The organism is Pseudomonas frederiksbergensis (assembly GCF_000802155.2).
Classification (GTDB): Bacteria; Pseudomonadota; Gammaproteobacteria; order Pseudomonadales; family Pseudomonadaceae; genus Aquipseudomonas; species Aquipseudomonas frederiksbergensis_A.
Genome location: NZ_JQGJ02000002.1, coordinates 184446 through 204484, shown reverse-complemented (window position 1 = coordinate 204484; position 20039 = coordinate 184446). Strand labels below are relative to the sequence as shown.

Sequence of the window (20039 nt, the reverse complement as noted above, 5' to 3'; positions counted from 1 at the left end):
GAGGCGACACAAACGATTGGCGCTGACTCAACGGGCTGACTGGAAACCGTCTAGCGAGGATGCAGCCCAACAGCAATGCTGGCCTGATTGCCACCTTCCGTCAGCCGCACATCCAGATCGATGAACTGCTGGATAACAGCGGCATTCGTTCGGATGTGATTGCTCAGGCGCACCGTGGTGAGTTTGCCCGCACCGGCAATGGCCATCGGCAGCATCAGTTGATCCGCCAAGTGATTGCCTACCGCTGAATTCGATTGAGCCCACGCTGTGAATTCGTCGATCGCCTCGTCAGCGACCTGCTCCGCACGCATGCGTTCTTGCCCGATGCTGGAGAACACCTCGGTAATCCCGGCCTTCATGGCTGTGATCGATACGACATTGCCTGGTCCCGCCTGATCCCCCAGGTCGGTAACGGACAGATGGCGCCGCTCCAGCCCGAGACTTGCCGCGAGCCGATCAAGCTCCCGGTTGCCAATCGAGGCAGGAAGGGCCGAAACCAGCGCGCCAGCCGAGACAATGGTGATAGGTTCCATTTCCCCATCCAACGTCAGCGGCTTGAGGGCCGAAGGTCGTACGGTGGCCTCTACCAAGCCGCCTCCACCCGGTACGAATCCATGCCTGAGCAGCGCCAATTCCACCCGCGCTCCCATGCGCTGGATCAAGGGCAGCCACGCCTTCTGGATGAAATCGAAGGGCGGCGCGGCCGGGTTATGCGTCCCCCCGCTAATCCGGACGGTACTGGGTCCATCCGCTTGCAGGAGCGCAGGCAACAGGGTCTGCAACACCAACATCGTGCTGCCGGCAGTTCCGATTGCAAATGAATAGTCCCCTGCCCTTACGCTTGCAGGCCGGAATTCGATGGCCGTCGAGTTGAGTTCCACCCCGTGGATCCTTGCGCCACAAATCTCAGCCGCAGCTCGCACGGCAGTGAGGTGCTGGCGCAACAATCCGGGACGGGAGCGCTTACCGCGTATCTCCGTCATTCGAAACGGTCGACCGGTAATGATGGAAAGGCTGAGGGCGGTGCGCAGCACCTGCCCTCCTCCATGGGCGCCGTCGATCAGAATCAGATCCTGGCTCATTAATCAGCCCTTCACGCAGACGACTTGGCGCAAGGTATGGACCACTTCCACCAAGTCGCGCTGGGCGGCCATTACCGCGTCGATGTCCTTGTAGGCCATCGGGATCTCGTCGATGACGGCCTCATCCTTACGGCACTCGACATGGGCGGTCGCCCGGACTTGATCCTCGACAGTAAACACCGCCTTGGCCTTGGTACGGCTCATCACCCGACCTGCACCATGCGAGCAACTGCAGAACGCCTCCTCGTTCCCCAGCCCGCGCACGATGAAGCTCTTGGCGCCCATCGACCCAGGGATGATCCCCATCTGCCCCTTCTGCGCCGAGACGGCGCCTTTACGAGTAAGGAGGATGTCTTCTCCAAAGTAGGTGCCCTGCTCCACATAGTTATGGTGGCAGTCAACGGCGATCAGCCGGGATTCGAAAGGCTTGGTGATAATCGATCGTACGGCGTCGAGCACCGCAAGCATCATTACCGCGCGGTTCTGCTTGGCGAAGTCCTGGGCCCATTCAACCGCCTCGACGTAGTCATCGAAGCTGGACGTGCCTTCACGCAGGTAGGCCAGGTCCCGGTCAGGCAGGTTCACCATGTGCTCGCGCATTTCCTCGCGGGCCTTCTCGATGAAGTAGGTGCCGATCATGTTCCCTACGCCACGGGAACCGGTGTGGAGCATCACCCAGACATGGTCGGCTTCGTCCAGGCACACCTCGACGAAATGGTTGCCGGTACCCAACGTCCCGAGATGTTTGTGGTTGTTGGTTTTTTTCAGGCGCGGGTGCTTGTCGATGATGAGGTCGAACCGGCCTTCAAGCGCCGACCAAGCCTGATCGACAACCTCCGGAGTCGTTTCCCAGGCACCTTTGTCACGGCCGTTGCGCCCGGAGGTGCGTCCATGCGGAACAGCTTTCTCGATGGCCGTACGTAGGCCGAACAGGTTGTCGGGAAGGTCGGTGGCGTGAAGTGAAGTGCGCACTGCCGACATCCCGCACCCAAGGTCGACCCCGACGGCTGCAGGGATGACTGCACCCTTGGTCGGGATCACGCTGCCGATGGTCGAACCCTTCCCCAAGTGAACATCGGGCATGACAGCCATGTGCTTGAACACGAACGGCATCTGCGCAGTGTTCATCAGTTGTTGCTTAGCCTCCGGCTCAACCGGGACGCCTCGGGTCCACATTTTGATGGGCTTGCCGTTTTCGACCTCAAGCAACTGGTAGGTTTGAGTGGTCATTGTTTCGCTCCTTGGTATTTTGTGTGGGAGCTCCATAGCGAGCAGCATGCCAACTTCCTTCTTGGGCGGCCCATGAAACCATTAGATTATTGATTTTTAAGGCCTTATTCACCTTTAGCAGACACGCAACGCCGCATTGCTATCCAAATGAACCGTCAGGAAACTATACTTTTCTATCGGTGCATATCTTTCAGGATAGGTTGCATGATCGCAAAAAAGACAGTCGCCATCGGAATCCTAGGATCGAAGCTAGACCGTGTGGGAAAAGGTTCGCAGCGCTGGAGCAAATGGCGCCCAACCCTCTCGCTGTGCCAACAACCCGACCTGCTCATCGATCGCCTTGAACTGATTCATGGGGACGCGCCCTGGGATACCGATCTTGCCCTGAAAGTCGCGACAGATATCGCCCAGGTGTCGCCTGAGACCGAGATTCGCCTGCATCCCATGGCGATGCAGAACGCCTGGGATTTCGAAGAGGTCTATGCCTCGCTGCATGACTTCGCGGCAGACTATCCGTTTGACACCGCTGGTGAGGATTACCTTGTCCACATTACGACAGGCACTCACGTCCAGCAGATCGTCTGGTTCCTGCTGGCCGAGTCTCGGCACATTCCCGCCAAACTGATACAGACGCAGCCTAATGGCGTACGGGCTGATGACTCGGCCCCGACAGGCAAGTATGTTGTCACCGACCTCGACCTGCAGCGCTACGACCAAATCGCGAAGCGATTCCAGGCTGAACGCCTGGAAGGCACGGAGCTGCTCAAGTCCGGCATTGCGACGCGCAACGCTGCATTCAACCGGACCATCGAACAGATCGAGCGGGTCGCCGCTCGATCTCGGGCTCCGATCTTGATCAGTGGCCCCACGGGGGCGGGCAAATCATTCCTTGCGCGCCAGATCTACGAGCTCAAACGTAGCCGCCACCAGATTGATGGCGCATTCGTCGAGGTCAACTGCGCCACCTTGCGCGGCGATAGCGCAATGTCGACGCTGTTCGGTCATACCAAAGGCGCATTCACGGGTGCTCAACAGGCGCGACATGGTTTGTTGCGCTCGGCTCACAAAGGCGTGTTGTTCCTCGATGAAATCGGCGAGCTTGCGCTCGATGAACAAGCGCTGCTCCTCAAGGCAATTGAAGAAAAAAGATTTTTGCCGATGGGCTCCGACAAAGAAGTCGAGTCGGACTTTACCTTGATCGCCGGTACCAATCAGGATCTGCAGGCGCGCGTCATCGACGGCCAGTTCCGCGAGGATTTGCTCGCCAGGATCAATATCTGGACTTTTGTGCTGCCGGGCCTCGCCAACCGGAGCGAGGACATCGAACCGAACATCGATTTCGAACTGCAGCGATATGCCAGGGACAACGGCCATATGGTTCGCTTCAATGCCGAAGCTCGGCGTCGGTATTTGTCTTTCGCGACCAGCCGGGGTGCCAGCTGGTCCGGAAACTTCAGGCAGCTCTGCGCGTCGATCACACGGATGGCGACCCTGGCGGACAGCGGTCGCATCGACGTTGCGCTTGTGGAGGGTGAGTTGGAGCGACTTCGCCAAGACTGGCGGCTGCCGGCAACCTCTGACCCATTGTCCGAGCACTTGGCTGACTCAGGGCTTGAGATTGACTTGTTCGATCGCCTTCAACTGGAGTCGGTCTTGACGGTATGCCGAACCTCAGCAAGCCAAGCGGATGCCGGGCGAAAGCTCTTCGCGTGCAGCCGGACAGCCAAGGCATCGCCCAACGACTCCGATCGAATCCGAAAATTCCTCGCTCGATTCAATATCGCCTGGAGCCAGGTGTACGAGCTTTCAGCGCCGCGTCACTGAGCGCCTGGAAGCTTGGGCCCATACCCCGCGTTGAATACACGAAGCAAGGTGCGCAGACCATCAGACCGTAACTTTCAAATCCACGCCCAGTGCCTGGGCAAATGCCTTGACCAAAGGACTGCGCACGATGTTATGCCGCAGTATGAGACTGAACGGCGTGACGATGTTGATCAGGTCCGGGCGCACCGCGCGAAACTCTCCCCGCGCCACCAATGGCGCCGCGTAATGCTGGGGAAGGAAGCCAAGAAAACGGCCGGTCTTGATCAGCAGCGCAACGGCCTCCACTTGGGTGGCCGAGGCGGAAAAGCTGTCGTAGCGGGCGAATTTCAGTTTGTCGCGATGCACCGCGTAGCGATGGTTGATGCACTCATGCTCCTTCAGCACATCTTCATCCATGTCTGCATCCGCCATCGAGAATAGTGGATGGCCAAGGGCGCAATATACCTCCGAGCGTTCTTCGTAAAGTGCGTAATAATCGAACTCTTCGCGTTTCTGATAAATCGGCACGATGCCCGCCACCAGCCGCCCCTCGACAACCCCTCTTTCAACCTCATCAAGTTGCGTGGCCTGGAGTTGAAACCTGACCTTGGGCGACTGTTCATTGATCCGTCTAAGCGCGGAAACTAACGGGGAATTTGCATCCGAGATTGTGTTGTCAATAACACCCACTCCAAGGTCACCGACAAGTTCATTTTGCGCTGAACTAAGGCGATCTCGAAAGTTGTCAACCGAAGCAAATAGATCGATTGACGCCTGATACACCAGACGCCCTTCTTCGGTCAGATGAAAACCCTCTCGCCCCCGCGTGCAAAGGCGCATGCCGATACGGATTTCCAGGTCGGAAATCTGTTTGCTGATCGCTGCCAACCCCACGTTCAACTCATTCTGCGCGGCACTGAAGCCGCCCGCCTCAACCACGGCCTTGAAAACTTTGAGCAATTTGAAGTCGAGCCCGCTGAGGGTCAGCGGCGCCCTGTGCGGCGCTTTAGGCGGCAGGTTTCCGGAATTGGAAAGTGGGGTTTCCATAATGCTTATTTACCTCTGGCGCCCTATTCAACAACCTGTGCCCAACAACAAAAACACGCTGGCCTAATAATAATGAACACAGAAAACCAGGCTTGGCAACCGCCAATAAATCCGGAACATCAGCACCAAACCGCTGATATCGAAACATTAAAAGCTGACACTTCGATCAGCTCTCGCACCGATGCAACTGCCCTCTTGATAACTGCTCTGGCCTGACTTCGTTCGCTGATTCTGCAGCGACGTCATCGCCCAGGGTACCCGTTCCAGTTCGCGTTACAGACGAGGAAAACGACAATGTCCCAAACCACCGATCGTCTCTGGGGTGCCCGCTTCCAAAGCGGTCCTTCCGAAGCCTTGGCGGCCCTGTCCCGTTGCCCTGAGCGTTACTTCCGGCTCACTCCGTACGACCTTGCCGGATCCAAGGCCCATGCCCGGGAGTTGCAGCGCGCCGGACTGCTAAGTGAGCAAGAAACCCTGGCGATGCTCGACGCGCTGGAGCGTATCGGCGCGGACTACCGCACCGGCAGCATTGCCCCGACGTTGGATGACGAAGACGTACACACCTTCATCGAGCGGCTGTTGACCGAACGCTTGGGTGCCCTGGGTGGCAAGCTGCGCGCCGGTCGCTCGCGAAATGACCAGACCGCCAACGACCTGCGGCTGTTCCTGCGTGACCATGTGCGCACCCTGGCCGTTGAGGTCCTGGGCCTGCAACAGGCGCTGGTGGACCAGGCCGAGCAGCACGTCGAGAGCATCTGCCCCGGTTTTACCCACCTGCAGCAGGCGCAGCCGATCGTGTTTGCTCATCACTTGCTCGCCCACGCCCAATCGATGCTGCGCGACGTGCAGCGCCTGGTGGACTGGGACGCACGCACGTCGCTGTCACCGCTGGGTGCCGCGGCCATGGCGGGCTCGGCCATCGCTCGTTTACCTCAGCAGTCGGCAAAGGAAATGGGTTACAGCGGGGTTTGCGAAAACTCGATCGATGCCGTGGCCAGTCGTGATCACGTCGCCGAATTCCTGTTCATCGCCAGCATGCTCGGCATCAATATCTCGCGCCTCGCCGAAGAGTTATGCCTGTGGTCGTCACGGCAGTTTCGCTGGGTCGAATTGGACGATGCCTACGCCACCGGCAGTTCGATCATGCCGCAGAAGAAGAATCCGGACATCGCCGAATTGGCGCGGGGCAAGGCGGGTCGGCTGATCGGTAACCTGACCGGCCTGTTGTCCACCCTCAAATCGCTGCCGCTGTCTTACAACCGTGACTTGAGCGAAGACAAGCACGGCGTACTCGACAGCGTCGACACCCTGCTGCTGGTGCTGCCGGCCATGGCCGGAATGGTTGCGACCATGCAGGTCAACGTCGAGGAGTTACGGCGCCAGGCACCGCTGGGCTTTACCCTCGCCACTGAAGTGGCCGACTGGCTGGCGGTGCGCGGCGTTCCGTTCAAGGAAGCGCATGAAATCACCGGGGCATTGGTCAAGGCGTGCGAGAAACACGACATTGAATTGTGGGAAGCCTCTTCAGCGCTGCTGGCTGAAATCGACCCGCGCCTCACCCCGGAAGTACGTGAAAGCCTGACCCTCGAAGCCGCCATCGCTGCGCGCAACGGCTGGGGTGGAACCGCTCCACAACGGGTGCGTGAACAGATCGGGCGCCTGAAAACCGCCCTCGCCGCCCAGCAGCAATGGACCGAGGACTATCAAGGATTTCGCCTTTAGGTCATGACGCAGAACCTATGGGAGCGAGCTTGCTCGCGATTACGGTTTCACCATCAACATCAGCTTGGACTGATCCACCGCTATCGCGAGCAAGCTCGCACAGCGATAGCGCCGAAGCCAAGTACGGAGAACCAACATGAGCCAGACACAGGCAGAACGACTCCAGGCGGAGCGCAAGCTGGCGGAAAACCAGTTCGACATTACCCAATACGATCATGTGCCCCGGCGCTACTACGGACGGATCTTCTTCGCCACGGTGATCGTCATCGCACTCATCGGGCTGGTACGTGCGTTCGCCGAAGGCAAGATCGAATGGTCCTACATCGGCCAGTTCCTGACCTCCCAGGCGATCATGTGGGGCTTGCTCAACACCATCGTCATGGCGGTGCTGGCAATGGCGCTGGGCATCGTGTTCGGCGTGATCACCGCGATCATGCGCATGTCGGCCAACCCGATCCTGCGGTACGTGGCGTTGACCTATACCTGGCTGTTTCGCGGTACGCCGCTGATCCTGCAACTGCTGTTGTGGTTCAACCTGGCGCTGATCTTCCCCACCATCGGCATCCCCGGCCTGTTCGAGATGGACACCGTGAGCCTGATGACGCCGTTCGTGGCTGCACTGTTCGGCTTGAGCATCAACCAGGGCGCCTACACCGCCGAAGTGGTGCGCGCCGGGCTGCTATCGGTGGACACCGGGCAATATGAAGCCGCCAAGTCCATCGGCATGCCGCGCCTGCAAGCGCTGCGCCGGATCATCCTGCCCCAGGCCATGCGCATCATCATCCCGCCGGTGGGCAACGAGTTCATCAGCATGGTGAAGATGACATCGCTGGCGAGCGTTATCCAGTACTCGGAGTTGCTCTACAACGCCCAGAACATCTACTACGCCAACGCCCGCGTGATGGAGCTGCTGATCGTTGCCGGTATCTGGTACCTGGCCACCGTCACGGTCCTGTCCTTTGGCCAAAGCCGCCTGGAGCGTCGTTTCGCCCGCGGCGCCGGCAAGCGTTCTTGAGGAGCCCTACATGAGAAGCATCGTCAAGGCCGTGGGCCTGAACAAATATTACGACCAATTCCATGCGCTGAAAGACATCGACATCGAAGTCGAACAAGGCGAAGTGTTGTGCATCATCGGCCCTTCCGGTTCGGGCAAGAGCACCTTGCTGCGCTGCGTCAACCAACTGGAAAAAATAGACAAGGGCGGCTTGTGGGTTGATGGCGAACTGGTGGGTTACCGGATCGTCGGCAACAAGCTGCACGAGCTAAACGAAACGCAGGTCGCTCGCCAGCGCCTGTCCACCGGCATGGTGTTCCAGCGTTTCAACCTGTTCCCGCACATGACCGTGCTGCAGAACATCATCGAAGGCCCGTGCCAGGTGCTCAAGCGCTCCCCGAAAGAGGCGAATGAAGAAGCGCTGGAGTTGCTCGCCCGCGTCGGCCTGGCCGACAAGCGCAACAGCTATCCGATCGAGCTTTCGGGCGGCCAGCAGCAACGCGTCGCCATCGCCCGCGCACTGGCCATGCGCCCCAAGCTGATGCTGTTCGATGAACCCACTTCGGCACTCGACCCGGAACTGGTCGGTGAGGTGCTGTCGGTAATGCGCGATCTTGCGCAGACCGGCATGACCATGATCGTCGTCACCCATGAACTGGGCTTCGCTCGCGAGGTTTCCAACCGCATGGTGTTCATGGACGACGGGCAGATCGTGGAGGCTGGAAGCCCCGAAGAAATACTAATAAGTCCGCAAAATCCCCGCACCCAGAGCTTCATTTCTGCCGTTCGAACCTAAGCGCCGGTTGGCGCTCACAACACTCATAAGAGAACGACCATGAAGAACTTCATTATTCCAGCAGTACTCGCAGGCGTCATGGCCTCCGGCTTCACTTTCGCGGCCCAATTGCCGGCCAGCATCAAGGCCAAGGGCGAAATCGTCGTAGCAATCATGCCGAACTACCCGCCAATGGATTTCAAGGATCCGGCCACCAACACCCTCACCGGCTTTGACTATGACTTGGGCAACGCCCTGGGTGAGCGTCTTGGGGTGAAGGTCAAATGGCAGGAAACCGGCTTCGAACAAATGATCAACGCCCTGACCACCGACCGCGTGGACATGGTGCTGTCGGGCATGACCGACACCGCCGAGCGTCAGGCCAGCGTGACCTTTGTCGACTATTTCACCAGCGGTCCGCAGTTCTACACCTTGCAGAAAAACAAGGACATCAACGAAATCATCGACCTGTGCGGCAAGAAAGTCGGCACCAGCCGCCGCACCAACTTTCCGGCGGAAATCGCCGACTGGAGCAAAGCCAACTGTGAAGCCGCCGGCAAGCCCGCGATCAATGTGATCGGCACCGAAGGCTCGGCCGATGCCCGTGCGCAACTGCGCCAGAGCCGCATCGATGCAGCCATGCAAGGCAGTGAAACCCTGCCGTACCTCAAGACTCAGGAAAAGGACATGTACAAGACCGTGGGTCTGCCGATCTCCGAGCAGTACAGCGGGATGGGCGTGAGCAAGAAGAAACCTGAGCTCAGCGAGGCGGTGAAGGTTGCGCTGCAAAGCATGATCGATGATGGCAGCTACCAGGCGATCCTCAAGAAGTGGGACCTGGAACTGGGAGCGATCAAGACCGTGACGATCAACGCTGGGAAATGAGCTGATTTCCCCAAGCCAATGCGAACGAGCCTACTCGTGAAAGCAGTATTCATTCAACATCAGTGTTGGCTGAACCGCCGCATTGGCGAGCAGGCTCGCTCCCATGGGGATTGTGGTTTATCTGTAGATTATTGGAGTGCTAGCGATGTCCTCCTTACCCACCTGGCCCACCCCGCACAAGGCCTGCCTCGCCCTGGCCTTCGACCTCGATGGCCCGACCGGTGATGCCATGCTCAACGGATCGATCTGGCGCAAGCCCGAGTACTTCGGGTTCGGCGGCTACGGTCCTTACCGGGCGCTGCCACGCCTGCTGGACCTACTGGATGAGTTCCGTATCCCAACGACGTTCTTCGTCCCGGCCTGGGTCGTGGAGAACTGGCCGAGACAATGCCAGGCGATTGTCGAGCGCGGCCATGAAGTGGCTTATCACGGTTACAAACACGAATCTTTTTACGCCCTGACGCTGGAACAGCAGAAGGACGTGATGAACATCTCTCGCGAGGTGTTCTGGAAACACCTGAATATTCGCGCCGAAGGCTTTCGTACGCCGTCCGGCGACTGGCGCGCCGAAACCCCGGCCATGCTGGTGGAGGCCGGTGTTACCTACTCCAGCAGCATGCGCGGCGATGACCGGCCGTACCTGGTGAACGTGCCGGGGTTCGGTACGCCACTGGTGGAAATTCCTGGTCGCTGGGAAATGGACGATTACGCCTCCCTCGCCTACACCCGCGCACCGAACTTCCCTTCCGGGCTGGATCGCACCGCCAGTTACGCGCTGACCCTGGATAACTGGTGCCGCGAATACGACGGCGCCATGGATGAAGGGTTATGCCTGACCACCCTCTTCCACCCCAAGATTACCGGTAAGCCGGGCCGCATCCTGCTGCTGGAAAAACTCTTCGAATACATGCGCACCCGTGACGACGTGTGGTTCGCCACCTGCCGTGACGTCGCCCGGTGGTGGCTCAAGGAGCATCATCATGGTTGACATTCCAATCTGGCCGAACGGCTATCGCTGCGCCGTGGTACTGACCGTCGACTACAACGATATCCACGGTATTCTCACGCAGGCCTCGGAAGTCGCCGGGCGCGAAAAGACCCTGTCGGTATGGCGCTACGGTACCCAGCGCGGCGTGGAGCGTTTGCTCGGCCTGTTCAGGGAACTTGGCGTGCCCAGCAGTTGGTTTGTCCCCGGTATCGTTGCCGAGCAAAACCCTGGGCACATCCAGGCGATCCTGGCCGATGGTCATGAAGTTGCCTGCGCCGGCTACCGTCATCAGGACTACGACACGCTGGACCTGGTGGCGCAAAGCGACGACATCGCCAAGGGCTGCGAAACCCTGGCCAGGCTGACCGGCCAGCGCCCGGTCGGTTTCCGAATCCCGGCGGGCAATGGCGCGCCGGGGTTCATAGAGGCCTTGAAAGACCAGGGTATTCGCTGGTCTTCATCGTGGCGCGGCGATGACTTGCCATTCGCTCACCCGACTGCTCCCAGCGTGATTGAAGTGCCGCTGCACTATGAACTGGAGGATGAGCCTTACTTCGCCTTCAACCTGAGCCCGGCGGTGCCACCCGCACAATCACGAATCGCCTCCTACAGCCACACCCTGGGCAACCTGCAAATGGACTTCGCAGGGTTTCACCGGTTTGGCCTTTGCTACGTGCTTCGCCTGCACCCGGAAATCATCGCCACGCCGGGACGGATAGGCGTGCTGCGTGAGTTGATCAAGGGCATCCAACAACACGATGACGTGTGGATCGCCACCGGCGCTAAGGTCGCGCAGTGGTGGGCCGCAACCGCAGGGCCGGTTGCTGAAGACCATCCGGCGTCGGTCTATGAGCGACATTATCGGGGCTCTGTTTCATGGGGCTCTATTTCATGAGCGAACGCTTGCAACGCCTGGCGCGATGGTGTGTTGACCTGCGATTCGAAGATCTACCACATGCATTGGTGGCACAAGCCAAGCGGCACATCCTCGATACGTTCGGCGCAGCGCTGGCCGGCGCCGACAGCGGTGTCGCCGAGCAGGCACGCACGGTCTTCGCAGGGGAGGCAGGAAACGTACCGGTCTGGGGCACTGGCGCGAAGGTTTGCGCGTCTCAGGCGGCGATGCTCAACGGCGTGGCTGCCCATGCCCTGGAGCTGGATGATACCGGTGGTTGCGATCATTCCGGCGCCGTCGTCCTGCCAGCAGTGATGGCGGCAATGACGTTGATCTCACAGCCAATAACCGGTCGCGAATTCGTCAACGCGGTCGTGATCGGCTACGAAGTTGGCCGTCGGGTGCTCGAATCCTGCGGCGGTTATTCCGCCCACAACGGCGCCGGCTGGCATTCCACCGCGACCTGTGGCGTGTTCGGAGCAGCCGCCGCCTGCGCACGTGTCCTCGGCCTGGATGCGCGCCAGACCCTTTCGGCCCTGGGCATCGCCGGCAGCTTCAGTGGCGGCTTATGGGCCTTTATTCACGACGGCTCGCAAAGCAAGAAACTGCACAGCGGACGCGCCGCGGAAGGTGGCCTGTCGGCGGCGCGATTTGCCCAGCAAGGCATCAGTGGCCCGACGCAGTTATTCGACGACGTCTGGGGTGGCTTCCTGAAAACCCTGGCTCCGGCAACTTCAACGCCCGAAGCGCTGGATGCCGACCTCGGCATGGCCTGGAAGCTCGCCCGCTGCTCGATCAAACCCTACGCGTCCTGCCGAGGCACGCATTCGGCCATCGACGCCCTGGGCCTGCTGCTGGATCAATTGAACGTACGGCTCGACAAGGTCGAAGACGTACACGTTTCGCTAAGCGGGTTTCTCCACCGCATGTGTGGCGGTCGGGACGTCACCACCCTTGCCGGCGCACAAATGAGCCTGCCGTACGCCTTGGCGGCGCAACTGGTGCAGGGGCATTGTCGATTGCAGGCTTATGGCGATCTGCAGCGCAGTGATCCACGCATGGGCCAGTGGATGTCGCGCATCCATCTTGAAGTAGACCCACGCCTGTCCGAGGATGGCGAGCCGGTGGTGACGCTGCGGACCGTGGAGGGTCGGCAGGCGAGCCTGTGCGTAGACGTGCCATCGGGGGCGCCGGGTAATCCACTGACTGATGTGGCCCTGGAAGAGAAGTTTCTCGACTTGGCGACGCGGGTGATGCCACCCGAACAGGCGGCTGGACTGATGGAACAACTGCAGTGCATTGAAGAAATGGAATCCGTCCGCACACTGGAACGCTGGCTTGGGTCGTCGTGGCGCAAACCGATATCTGAATAAGGACATTTGCATCACCGTGGCCACTTACTCGCTCGTCATACGACGCTTGATGATCGTCTCACTGACCATCGTGGTCAGCCGCGCCATCACCAGCCCCTTGCTCACGCTGTTCCTGAGCAATAAGTTGGGCCTCGACCAACAGGACGTTGGCTTGCTGCTCGGCATCGCGGTGTTCACCGCCACCCTGTTGGCCCTGTACGGCGGCTACGTCATCGATCGCCTGGAAAAACGTCGGTTGCTGATCCTGGCGATGCTCTCCAGCGCCATCGGCTTCGTGCTGCTGACCTTTGCCGAAAACCTTTACCTGACCACCCTGACCGTCGTCATCACCGAGACCGCGTCCGCGTTGTTCCTGATCGGCTCCAAGGCGATCCTCAGCGAAAACCTGCCGATCGGCCAGCGGGCCAAGGCGTTTTCTCTGCGCTACACCCTGACCAACATCGGCTATGCCACAGGCCCCATGCTCGGCGTGGTGATTGCCGGCGTCTATCCGATCGCACCCTTCCTGATCGCCGGGGGCATCGCGTTTGCGAGCATTTTCCTGATGACCGGCATTCCTGCGGACCCCGCATCGAAACCGGCCACGTCGACGCCGCCCAGTTTCCTCACGACGCTGAATACCCTGAAAAATGACCGCACCCTGATCATGTTCACCTGCGGCTGTCTACTCAGCACGGTGGTACACGGCCGCTTTACTCTCTATCTGTCACAGTATCTGCTGGTGACCCACGACTCCGAGCGCGCGTTGCAAATCATGGCCGCCCTGCTCGCCTGCAACGCAATCACAGTCATTCTGTTGCAATACCAGATCGGCCGGTTCCTCGACCGCGAGAAGTTGCGCTATTGGATTGCCGTAGGCACCAGCCTGTTCATCCTGGGCCTGATCGGCTTCAGCCTGGCGGACGATATGCTGACCTGGTGCGCGGCCATGTTCATATTCACCCTCGGTGAAATGATCATCTACCCGGCCGAATTCCTTTTCGTCGATACCCTGGCCCCGGAAGAACTGCGCGGCAGCTACTACGGCGCACAAAACCTGGCAGCCCTCGGTGGCGCCCTGAGCCCGGTCATCTGCGGCTACCTGCTGCTACATACCCCGGCACCGACGATGTTCTATGCCTTGAGCGCACTGACCGCCATCGGCGGGCTGCTGTGTTACATGAGCGGAAGTCGGGTGGCGGTTGTGTAGAAGTGATGCGCTGGTTGTGCTCCAGTGAAGTGGGTTAGAGCTCTCGCCTACTCCACCGCCTCAACCACCCCCTGATCCTCACCCAGGAACCCGCCACTCTGGTGATGCCAGAGCCGCGCATAGGTCCCATTTTTCCCGAGCAATTCGGTATGGGTGCCTTGCTCGATGATCCGTCCCTCATCCATCACGATAAGCCGGTCCATAGCCGCGATCGTCGACAGCCGATGCGCAATGGCGATCACCGTCTTGCCCTTCATCATTTCATCAAGGCTCTCCTGGATGGCGACCTCGACTTCGGAGTCCAGCGCACTGGTGGCTTCGTCAAGCAGCAAAATCGGGGCATTCTTGAGCATTACCCGGGCGATGGCGATGCGTTGCCGCTGGCCGCCCGAAAGCTTGATGCCACGTTCGCCCACGAGAGTGTCATAGCCGGAGTGACCTTGCTTATCGCTCAGTTGGTTGATGAACCCATCGGCCTGGGCGCTGGCCGCTGCGCTGCGGATCTGTTCCTCCGTCGCGTCAGGGCGGCCATAGGCGATGTTGTCGCGGATGGAGCGATGCAGCAGCGACGTGTCCTGGGTGACCATGCCGATGGCGCTGCGCAAGCTGTCCTGGGTGACGTGCGCGATGTTCTGCCCATCGATTCGAATCTCGCCGCTGTCCACGTCATAGAAACGCAGCAGCAGGTTGATCAGCGTGGATTTCCCGGCACCGGAGCGGCCTACCAGACCAATCCTTTCCCCTGGGCGAATGCTCAGGCTCAGGCCATCGAGCACCTGGCGTTCACCGTTGTAATTGAAGCTCACGTTGTCGAACGTTACCGCACCACCGGTGGTTACCAGCACGCCGGCATTCGGCGCATCCTGCACCTTGGGGCCACGGGTCAGGGTCTCCATGCCATCCTGCACGGTACCGATGCTCTCGAACAGCGAGGTCATTTGCCACATGATCCAGTGCGACATGCCATTGATGCGCAACGCCATGGCAGTGATCGCCGCGACGGCCCCGGTGCCGACTTCACCTTGATGCCAAAGCCACAGGGCATACCCGCCCGACCCCATGATCAACCCGACCACCAAGGCCTGGTTGACGATTTCGAACTGGCTGACCAGGCGCATCTGGCGAAAGCCGGTTTGCTTGAAATCCTCCATGGCAGCACGGGCAAAATGCGCTTCGCGCTTGGAGTGGGAGAACAGCTTTACCGTGGTGATGTTGGTGTAGGCGTCCGAAACACGCCCTGTCATCGACGATCGCGCATTGGCCTGTTCCTGCCCGACTTTCTCCAGGCGCGGCACGAAGTACCGCATGGCAATACCGAACAAGACCACCCAGGCAAGGAAAGGCAGCATCAGCTTCAGGTCAAATCCGCCGGCCAGGGCGATGATCGCAATGAAATACACGCCGATCCCGGGAACGATCTCGATGAGGGTGAACAGCACCTCGCGCACCGACAGCGCCGTTTGCATCACCTTGGTGGTGACCCGGCCGGAGAATTCATCCGAGAAGAACGACAGGCTTTGTCGCAGCATCAATCGATGGAAATCCCAGCGCAGGCGCAACGGCAAGTTGATCGCCAATATCTGGTGCTGCACCATCGTGCGCAACGCAACCAGCCCAATACTGGTCACCAGCATGATGCCGATGCCCCACAGCACTCGACTCTCCTGGGCTGCCGCATCGCCGCCTGACTGCCAGGTCGACAGCAAATCCACGACCTGGCCGAGAAATGAAAACAGCCAGGCTTCGTAAATCGACACACCGGCGCTGAGCAGCGCGAACGCCAGGACATAACCACGGGCGCCCCGCGTGCATGCCCACAGGAACCGAGCCAGGCCGTCGGGCGGTGGAGGGAGTTCGTCAGGCGGAAAAGGATCGAGTCGCTGTTCAAATACGCGAAGCATGGTGATTTCCAAAACGATTCAGTCAGGAGATTCTGGCATCTAAAGAATGCGTTGAGGAGTTTGGACGTAGACGCAAGGCTGATTGCTCAGAATTTATTCGAATCATCACATTGGTCCGAAGCAAAGGGTGTTCCCTGGATATGGTAGACCGTCGGCTCTTCCGAAAAATATTCCTCCAAGCCCTTCATGAACATCCGATGGTCCTCGCTTTCTTCGAAACCCGGCGTGTGATCCTCCAGTGATTGCCATCGCACGATCAGGTTGAATTGCTGGGGCGTTTCAATCCCTTGCGCTAGCAAGTGGCCGCGGTACCCCTTTGCGCGGGTGAGCAACGGAGCGACCTCGGCGAATGCGCGCGGGAACATGCCAATGCGTTCTTTGTGAACCGGGAGCAGAGCGATTTCATAAATCATGATGTGCCTCGAAAATGGCTTGGACGGTTATCCAGGTTGAATCTACGAAATGAGCGATGGCTCGATCGCTATCGCGATTTTTCCTCGGATACCGTTGTTGGGGCTTTCCAGCCGGGCATGGGCGAGCGGGATATCGGCAAGCGAATAGACCGCGCCAACATGTGGTCGCAACTGGCCGCGCTCTACCAATGTGCTCAACTCGTCGAGCTTGCCGCGGTTCTGTCGGGTGAAAACGAAGTGATAGCTCGCGTTCTTGCCCCAGGCCTGGACAACGTTTTGTGGCTGGGCAATGTCGACGATCGTGACAACACGGCCAAGTTGTGCGAGCAGGTCCGGACTGCGTGACAGTGTGTTACCGCCGATGGTGTCGAATACGACATCGACCCCCCGGCCACCGGTTTCCCGAATAACGGCGTCGACGTAATCTTCTTTTTCATAATCGATAATCACATCGGCACCCAGGCTGCGTGCAAACTTGGCGTTTGTCTCGCGCACGGTCGTGTACACCCGCGCCCCCATGGCTTTTGCCACCTGGATCGCCACATGGCCGACACCCCCCGCCCCACCGTGTATGAGAATGCTCTCGCCCACCCTGAGCGCTGCGCGTACGACCAGGGCTTCCCATACCGTCCCGCCAACCAGCGTCAGGCTTGCCGCCTCAAGATGAGTCAGTGAAGAAGGCTTCTTCGCAATGATGTTTTCGGCCGCGACGTGGTATTCGGCGTAGCTTCCCGGACCGTCGAATATTTGCGGCGTGTACCAGACTTCGTCGCCCGGAGCGAAGCTCGTTACACCGGGTCCGACTTTTTCGACGACACCCGATACGTCGTGTCCGGTAATGGTCGGCAATTGCACCAGGTCGGGATAATCGCCACGTCGAACCTGGTAGTCCAAGGGGTTGATGGAGGTCGCATGTACCCGCACAAGAACCTGTCCTGCCTGAGGCACCGGCTTGGGCACGTCACGCAGTTCGAACGATTCCGGGCCGCCAAATGCTTTAAGTATCATTGCTTTCATGAGTAGATCCTCGTATCGAGAAAAAGGGATATCGGAATATCTCGATATCATACGGCAAAAAAATTACAGCTCTTTCCCTATGATGTCGCCAAGTGCTCTGATGTTCGCTTCATTGCGTTTGTAGTAGGTCCACTGACCGATGCGCCTGACTTCGACCAAGCCCACCCGTTGCAGCGTTGCAAGGTAACCAGACACCGTTGACTGCGACAGTCCGATGCCTTCTTGGATACTACTGACGCAGACGCCTACCGTGAGAACGTCTCCTTCATCCTGCGGAGGGAAGTTCTTTGCGGGATCCTTCAACCCCTTCAGAATTTGAAGGCGCGTAGGGTTTGAGAGCGCTTTGAATATTTCGATCAAGTCCATGGCGCGATCATATCGAGATTTAGCGATATGTCAATCTTCCAAGAAGCAATCGAACGCACGTTGCGTTGCTCGGCAGAGATGTAATGGGAGGCCGCCCCTCTCAAAGACGGCCCGGCGCTGAATGCTAAACGTCGTTTTTCTTCAGGCTTTCAGGGCTGCCGGCGCATAAGCCATCCATGACCAGGTCCATCAATCTGGCAAGACGCGGGCGCCATTCGCTTTGGCAATCCATTTGCCATATGCCACCAATGGCCAGGAAAAAGTCGTCATGGGTGACCCCGCTACGAATGGTCCCGGCCTTTTCATTCGCCCTCAAAAGCAACTCTGCGGCCTCCTGGACCGGTGCATACCCCGATTTTCCAGGAAACTCGTAGGCAGCGGACGCCTGGCGTATCGCCGTCGCAAGTCCCGCCTTCGTCATTGCGTATTCCGCCAGGCAGTCCATCCATTCTCGCAGGGCCTCCTTGGGTGTTCTTGTGGCAAGTAGCTGTTCCGCCAGCGAGGCCACCTGCTGCATTTCGAACTGATAAACCTCGAAGACCAACTTCTCCCGAGTGGCGAAGTGGCGATAGAACGTGCCCTGCCCTACGCCGGCCTTCTTGGCGATGGTGCTCAGCGGGACCGCCGGATCGTTTGTCAGCTCGACCACGGCTACTTCCAATATCCGTTCGCGATTTTTCTTGGCGTCAGAACGCATCACCGGTTCGTCGGTCATGAGCAAGAATTTTCCTTGATGCATTGCTAAGCGGACAGCTGTCCGGTACGTTGCCTAAGTGGACATCTGTCCGCTTACGCACTCACACCGGAGTTTACTATGAACAGCACTGGCAACACGATTCTGGTTACTGGCGGCACCTCAGGCATAGGCCTTGGCCTGGCGCTCAAATTTCACGAGGCAGGCAACAACGTCATCATTGCGGGACGGCGAAAGGCGCTGCTCGACAAGATCGTGGCGGAACATCCCGGCATTGATTCCGTGTTGCTGGACGTGCGCGATCCACAATCCATCCTGGGCGCCAGCGAAGCGCTTGCCATCAGCCATCCGAACTTGAACGTTCTGATCAACAGCGCAGGCATCATGCACTGGGAGGATCTGACTGATCCGGATGACCTGATCACAGCCGAAAATATCGTGACAACGAACCTGCTTGGCACCATTCGCTTGGCGTATACATTTATTCCCCAACTGACCAAGCAGCCCAGTGCCACGATCGTAAATGTCAGTTCTGCCTTGGCATTCGTCCCGCTACCTGCCACACCGACCTACAGCGCAACCAAAGCGGCCGTCCATTCGTTTACCCAAAGCCTTCGGGTGCAGCTGGAGGCCTCGTCGGTCGAAGTGATCGAGCTTGCGCCGCCGGGTGTACGTACCACATTGCTTGGCCAGGAGAATGACGAAAACGCCATGCCCTTGGACGAGTTCCTGGAGGAGATTTTCGAACTGCTCGAAATCAATCCGACTCCAAAGGAACTTGTCGTCGAGCGCGCCAAGCCATTACGGTTTGCCGAAGCGAACGGCTCACACGATGAGATTCTCAAGATGCTGGCGGGCTACAAACCACCGCAAGAATGATGAAACTTGCAGATTTGTTCACAGGCGAGGTGACTGAAATGAAGATCGGAATTATCGGCGCAGGCAACATTGGGGCGACCCTTGCCCGCAAGCTCGCTGCCTGCGGCCATGACATCAAGCTGGCGAACTCGAAAGGGCCTCAAACCATTCAGAAACTTGCCAGCGAAATCGGCGTACAGGCGGTGACCAAGGACGATGCGGTGTCCGGCGTGGACGCCGTAATCCTGTCGATCCCCTTCGCCAGATACCCGGATCTCCGGCAGACGTTGAGCAATGCTTCTGAGAAGACCGTCGTCATCGATACATCCAATTACTATCCGGGACGCGACGGGGCAATCAAGGAAGTCGATGACGGCAAGCCCGAGAGCGTCTGGGTGAGCGAACAGCTTGGCCGCCCAGTCGTCAAGGCATGGAACGCCTTGCTCGCCGCCACGCTTGCCGACAAAGGCCAGCCAGCCGGGTCTTCAACCCGCATAGCGTTACCCGTGGCTGGGAATGATGCCAGCGCTGTGGCAGTGGCGCAGGATCTTGTCGAGCAGACAGGCTTCACTGCTTTTGCCGCCGGCAGCCTCGAAGACTCGTGGCGTCAGCAGCCAGGCACACCCGCTTACTGCACCGAGTTGACATTGCCAGAGCTGAAACCGGCACTGGACACGGCGGACAAGGCGCGGGCAGCGCAAAACCGTGACGCACTGATCGCCAGGTTCATGGCTCCCGGCGGTCAGTTTACCCATGAGCAGATTGTCGCCCTTAATCGCACGATGACAGCCTGACGACAGGCTCAGC

Annotated in this window: 19 protein-coding genes; 11 read left to right on the top strand and 8 right to left on the bottom strand. The window is 59.1% G+C overall.

Features of this window, described 5'->3' with window-relative positions:
* Positions 1-50 precede the first annotated feature (50 nt).
* Entirely contained in the window at positions 51-1082 is a 1032-nt protein-coding gene (gene rtcA, locus JZ00_RS04000) for an RNA 3'-terminal phosphate cyclase (protein ID WP_039588486.1), read from the bottom strand.
* A 3-nt stretch (positions 1083-1085) separates the two neighbouring features.
* A complete protein-coding gene (locus tag JZ00_RS03995; RefSeq protein WP_039588485.1) occupies positions 1086-2312 on the bottom strand; it encodes an RtcB family protein in 1227 nt (408 codons plus the stop codon).
* Between the two features lie 204 nt (positions 2313-2516).
* Between JZ00_RS03995 and rtcR the strand changes: the two genes are divergently transcribed.
* The gene (gene rtcR, locus JZ00_RS03990; RefSeq protein WP_039588484.1) at positions 2517-4136 is read left to right on the top strand and encodes an RNA repair transcriptional activator RtcR; all 1620 of its coding nucleotides are present in this window, start codon (positions 2517-2519) and stop codon (positions 4134-4136) included.
* Positions 4137-4196: 60 nt separating this feature from the next.
* Here rtcR and JZ00_RS03985 read toward each other — a convergent pair whose 3' ends face one another.
* A complete protein-coding gene (locus JZ00_RS03985; protein ID WP_039588483.1) occupies positions 4197-5162 on the bottom strand; it encodes a LysR family transcriptional regulator in 966 nt (321 codons plus the stop codon).
* Between the two features lie 294 nt (positions 5163-5456).
* On the opposite strand from JZ00_RS03985, the gene argH reads away from it, so the two are divergent.
* The 8 genes from argH (at position 5457) to JZ00_RS03945 (ending at position 13983) form a co-directional block, all read left to right on the top strand.
* Positions 5457-6884 (top strand): argininosuccinate lyase, encoded by a 1428-nt coding sequence (gene argH / locus JZ00_RS03980; protein WP_039588481.1) that lies wholly within the window; start codon positions 5457-5459, stop codon positions 6882-6884.
* A 136-nt stretch (positions 6885-7020) separates the two neighbouring features.
* Positions 7021-7899: an amino acid ABC transporter permease gene (locus JZ00_RS03975; protein ID WP_030138893.1), complete on the top strand. Its 879-nt coding sequence runs from the start codon at positions 7021-7023 to the stop codon at positions 7897-7899.
* A gap of 10 nt (positions 7900-7909) precedes the next feature.
* Positions 7910-8674 (top strand): amino acid ABC transporter ATP-binding protein, encoded by a 765-nt coding sequence (locus tag JZ00_RS03970; protein WP_039588479.1) that lies wholly within the window; start codon positions 7910-7912, stop codon positions 8672-8674.
* A gap of 39 nt (positions 8675-8713) precedes the next feature.
* Positions 8714-9538, top strand: a complete 825-nt coding sequence (locus JZ00_RS03965; RefSeq protein ID WP_039588478.1) for an ABC transporter substrate-binding protein — start codon at positions 8714-8716, stop codon at positions 9536-9538.
* A 145-nt stretch (positions 9539-9683) separates the two neighbouring features.
* Positions 9684-10526, top strand: a complete 843-nt coding sequence (locus JZ00_RS03960) for a polysaccharide deacetylase family protein (RefSeq protein WP_039588477.1) — start codon at positions 9684-9686, stop codon at positions 10524-10526.
* Entirely contained in the window at positions 10519-11421 is a 903-nt protein-coding gene (locus JZ00_RS03955) for a polysaccharide deacetylase family protein (protein WP_039588476.1), read from the top strand. Before JZ00_RS03960 ends, JZ00_RS03955 begins: the two co-directional genes overlap by 8 nt.
* Positions 11418-12794, top strand: a complete 1377-nt coding sequence (locus JZ00_RS03950; protein WP_039588475.1) for an MmgE/PrpD family protein — start codon at positions 11418-11420, stop codon at positions 12792-12794. The genes JZ00_RS03955 and JZ00_RS03950 overlap by 4 nt, the downstream gene beginning before the upstream one ends.
* A 16-nt stretch (positions 12795-12810) precedes the next feature.
* On the top strand, positions 12811-13983 hold the full coding sequence (locus tag JZ00_RS03945; RefSeq protein ID WP_039588798.1) for an MFS transporter: 1173 nt from the start codon (positions 12811-12813) through the stop codon (positions 13981-13983).
* A 47-nt stretch (positions 13984-14030) separates the two neighbouring features.
* Here the strand turns inward: JZ00_RS03945 and JZ00_RS03940 are convergent, their stop codons facing one another.
* The 5 genes from JZ00_RS03940 to JZ00_RS03920 form a co-directional block, all read right to left on the bottom strand.
* Entirely contained in the window at positions 14031-15884 is a 1854-nt protein-coding gene (locus JZ00_RS03940) for an ABC transporter ATP-binding protein (protein ID WP_039588474.1), read from the bottom strand.
* Positions 15885-15970: 86 nt separating this feature from the next.
* Positions 15971-16297 carry an antibiotic biosynthesis monooxygenase family protein gene (locus tag JZ00_RS03935; protein ID WP_039588473.1) on the bottom strand — a complete coding sequence of 109 codons (327 nt, stop codon included), beginning with the start codon at positions 16295-16297 and terminating at the stop codon, positions 15971-15973.
* A gap of 42 nt (positions 16298-16339) precedes the next feature.
* Entirely contained in the window at positions 16340-17314 is a 975-nt protein-coding gene (locus tag JZ00_RS03930; RefSeq protein WP_039588471.1) for a zinc-dependent alcohol dehydrogenase family protein, read from the bottom strand.
* 63 nt (positions 17315-17377) lie between these two features.
* On the bottom strand, positions 17378-17680 hold the full coding sequence (locus JZ00_RS03925) for an ArsR/SmtB family transcription factor (RefSeq protein WP_039588470.1): 303 nt from the start codon (positions 17678-17680) through the stop codon (positions 17378-17380).
* Between the two features lie 124 nt (positions 17681-17804).
* Positions 17805-18395: a TetR/AcrR family transcriptional regulator gene (locus JZ00_RS03920; protein ID WP_039588469.1), complete on the bottom strand. Its 591-nt coding sequence runs from the start codon at positions 18393-18395 to the stop codon at positions 17805-17807.
* A 99-nt stretch (positions 18396-18494) separates the two neighbouring features.
* On the opposite strand from JZ00_RS03920, the gene JZ00_RS03915 reads away from it, so the two are divergent.
* The gene (locus JZ00_RS03915) at positions 18495-19253 is read left to right on the top strand and encodes an SDR family oxidoreductase (RefSeq protein ID WP_039588468.1); all 759 of its coding nucleotides are present in this window, start codon (positions 18495-18497) and stop codon (positions 19251-19253) included.
* Positions 19253-20026: an NADPH-dependent F420 reductase gene (locus JZ00_RS03910; RefSeq protein WP_080942535.1), complete on the top strand. Its 774-nt coding sequence runs from the start codon at positions 19253-19255 to the stop codon at positions 20024-20026. The genes JZ00_RS03915 and JZ00_RS03910 overlap by 1 nt, the downstream gene beginning before the upstream one ends.
* Positions 20027-20039 lie beyond the last annotated feature (13 nt).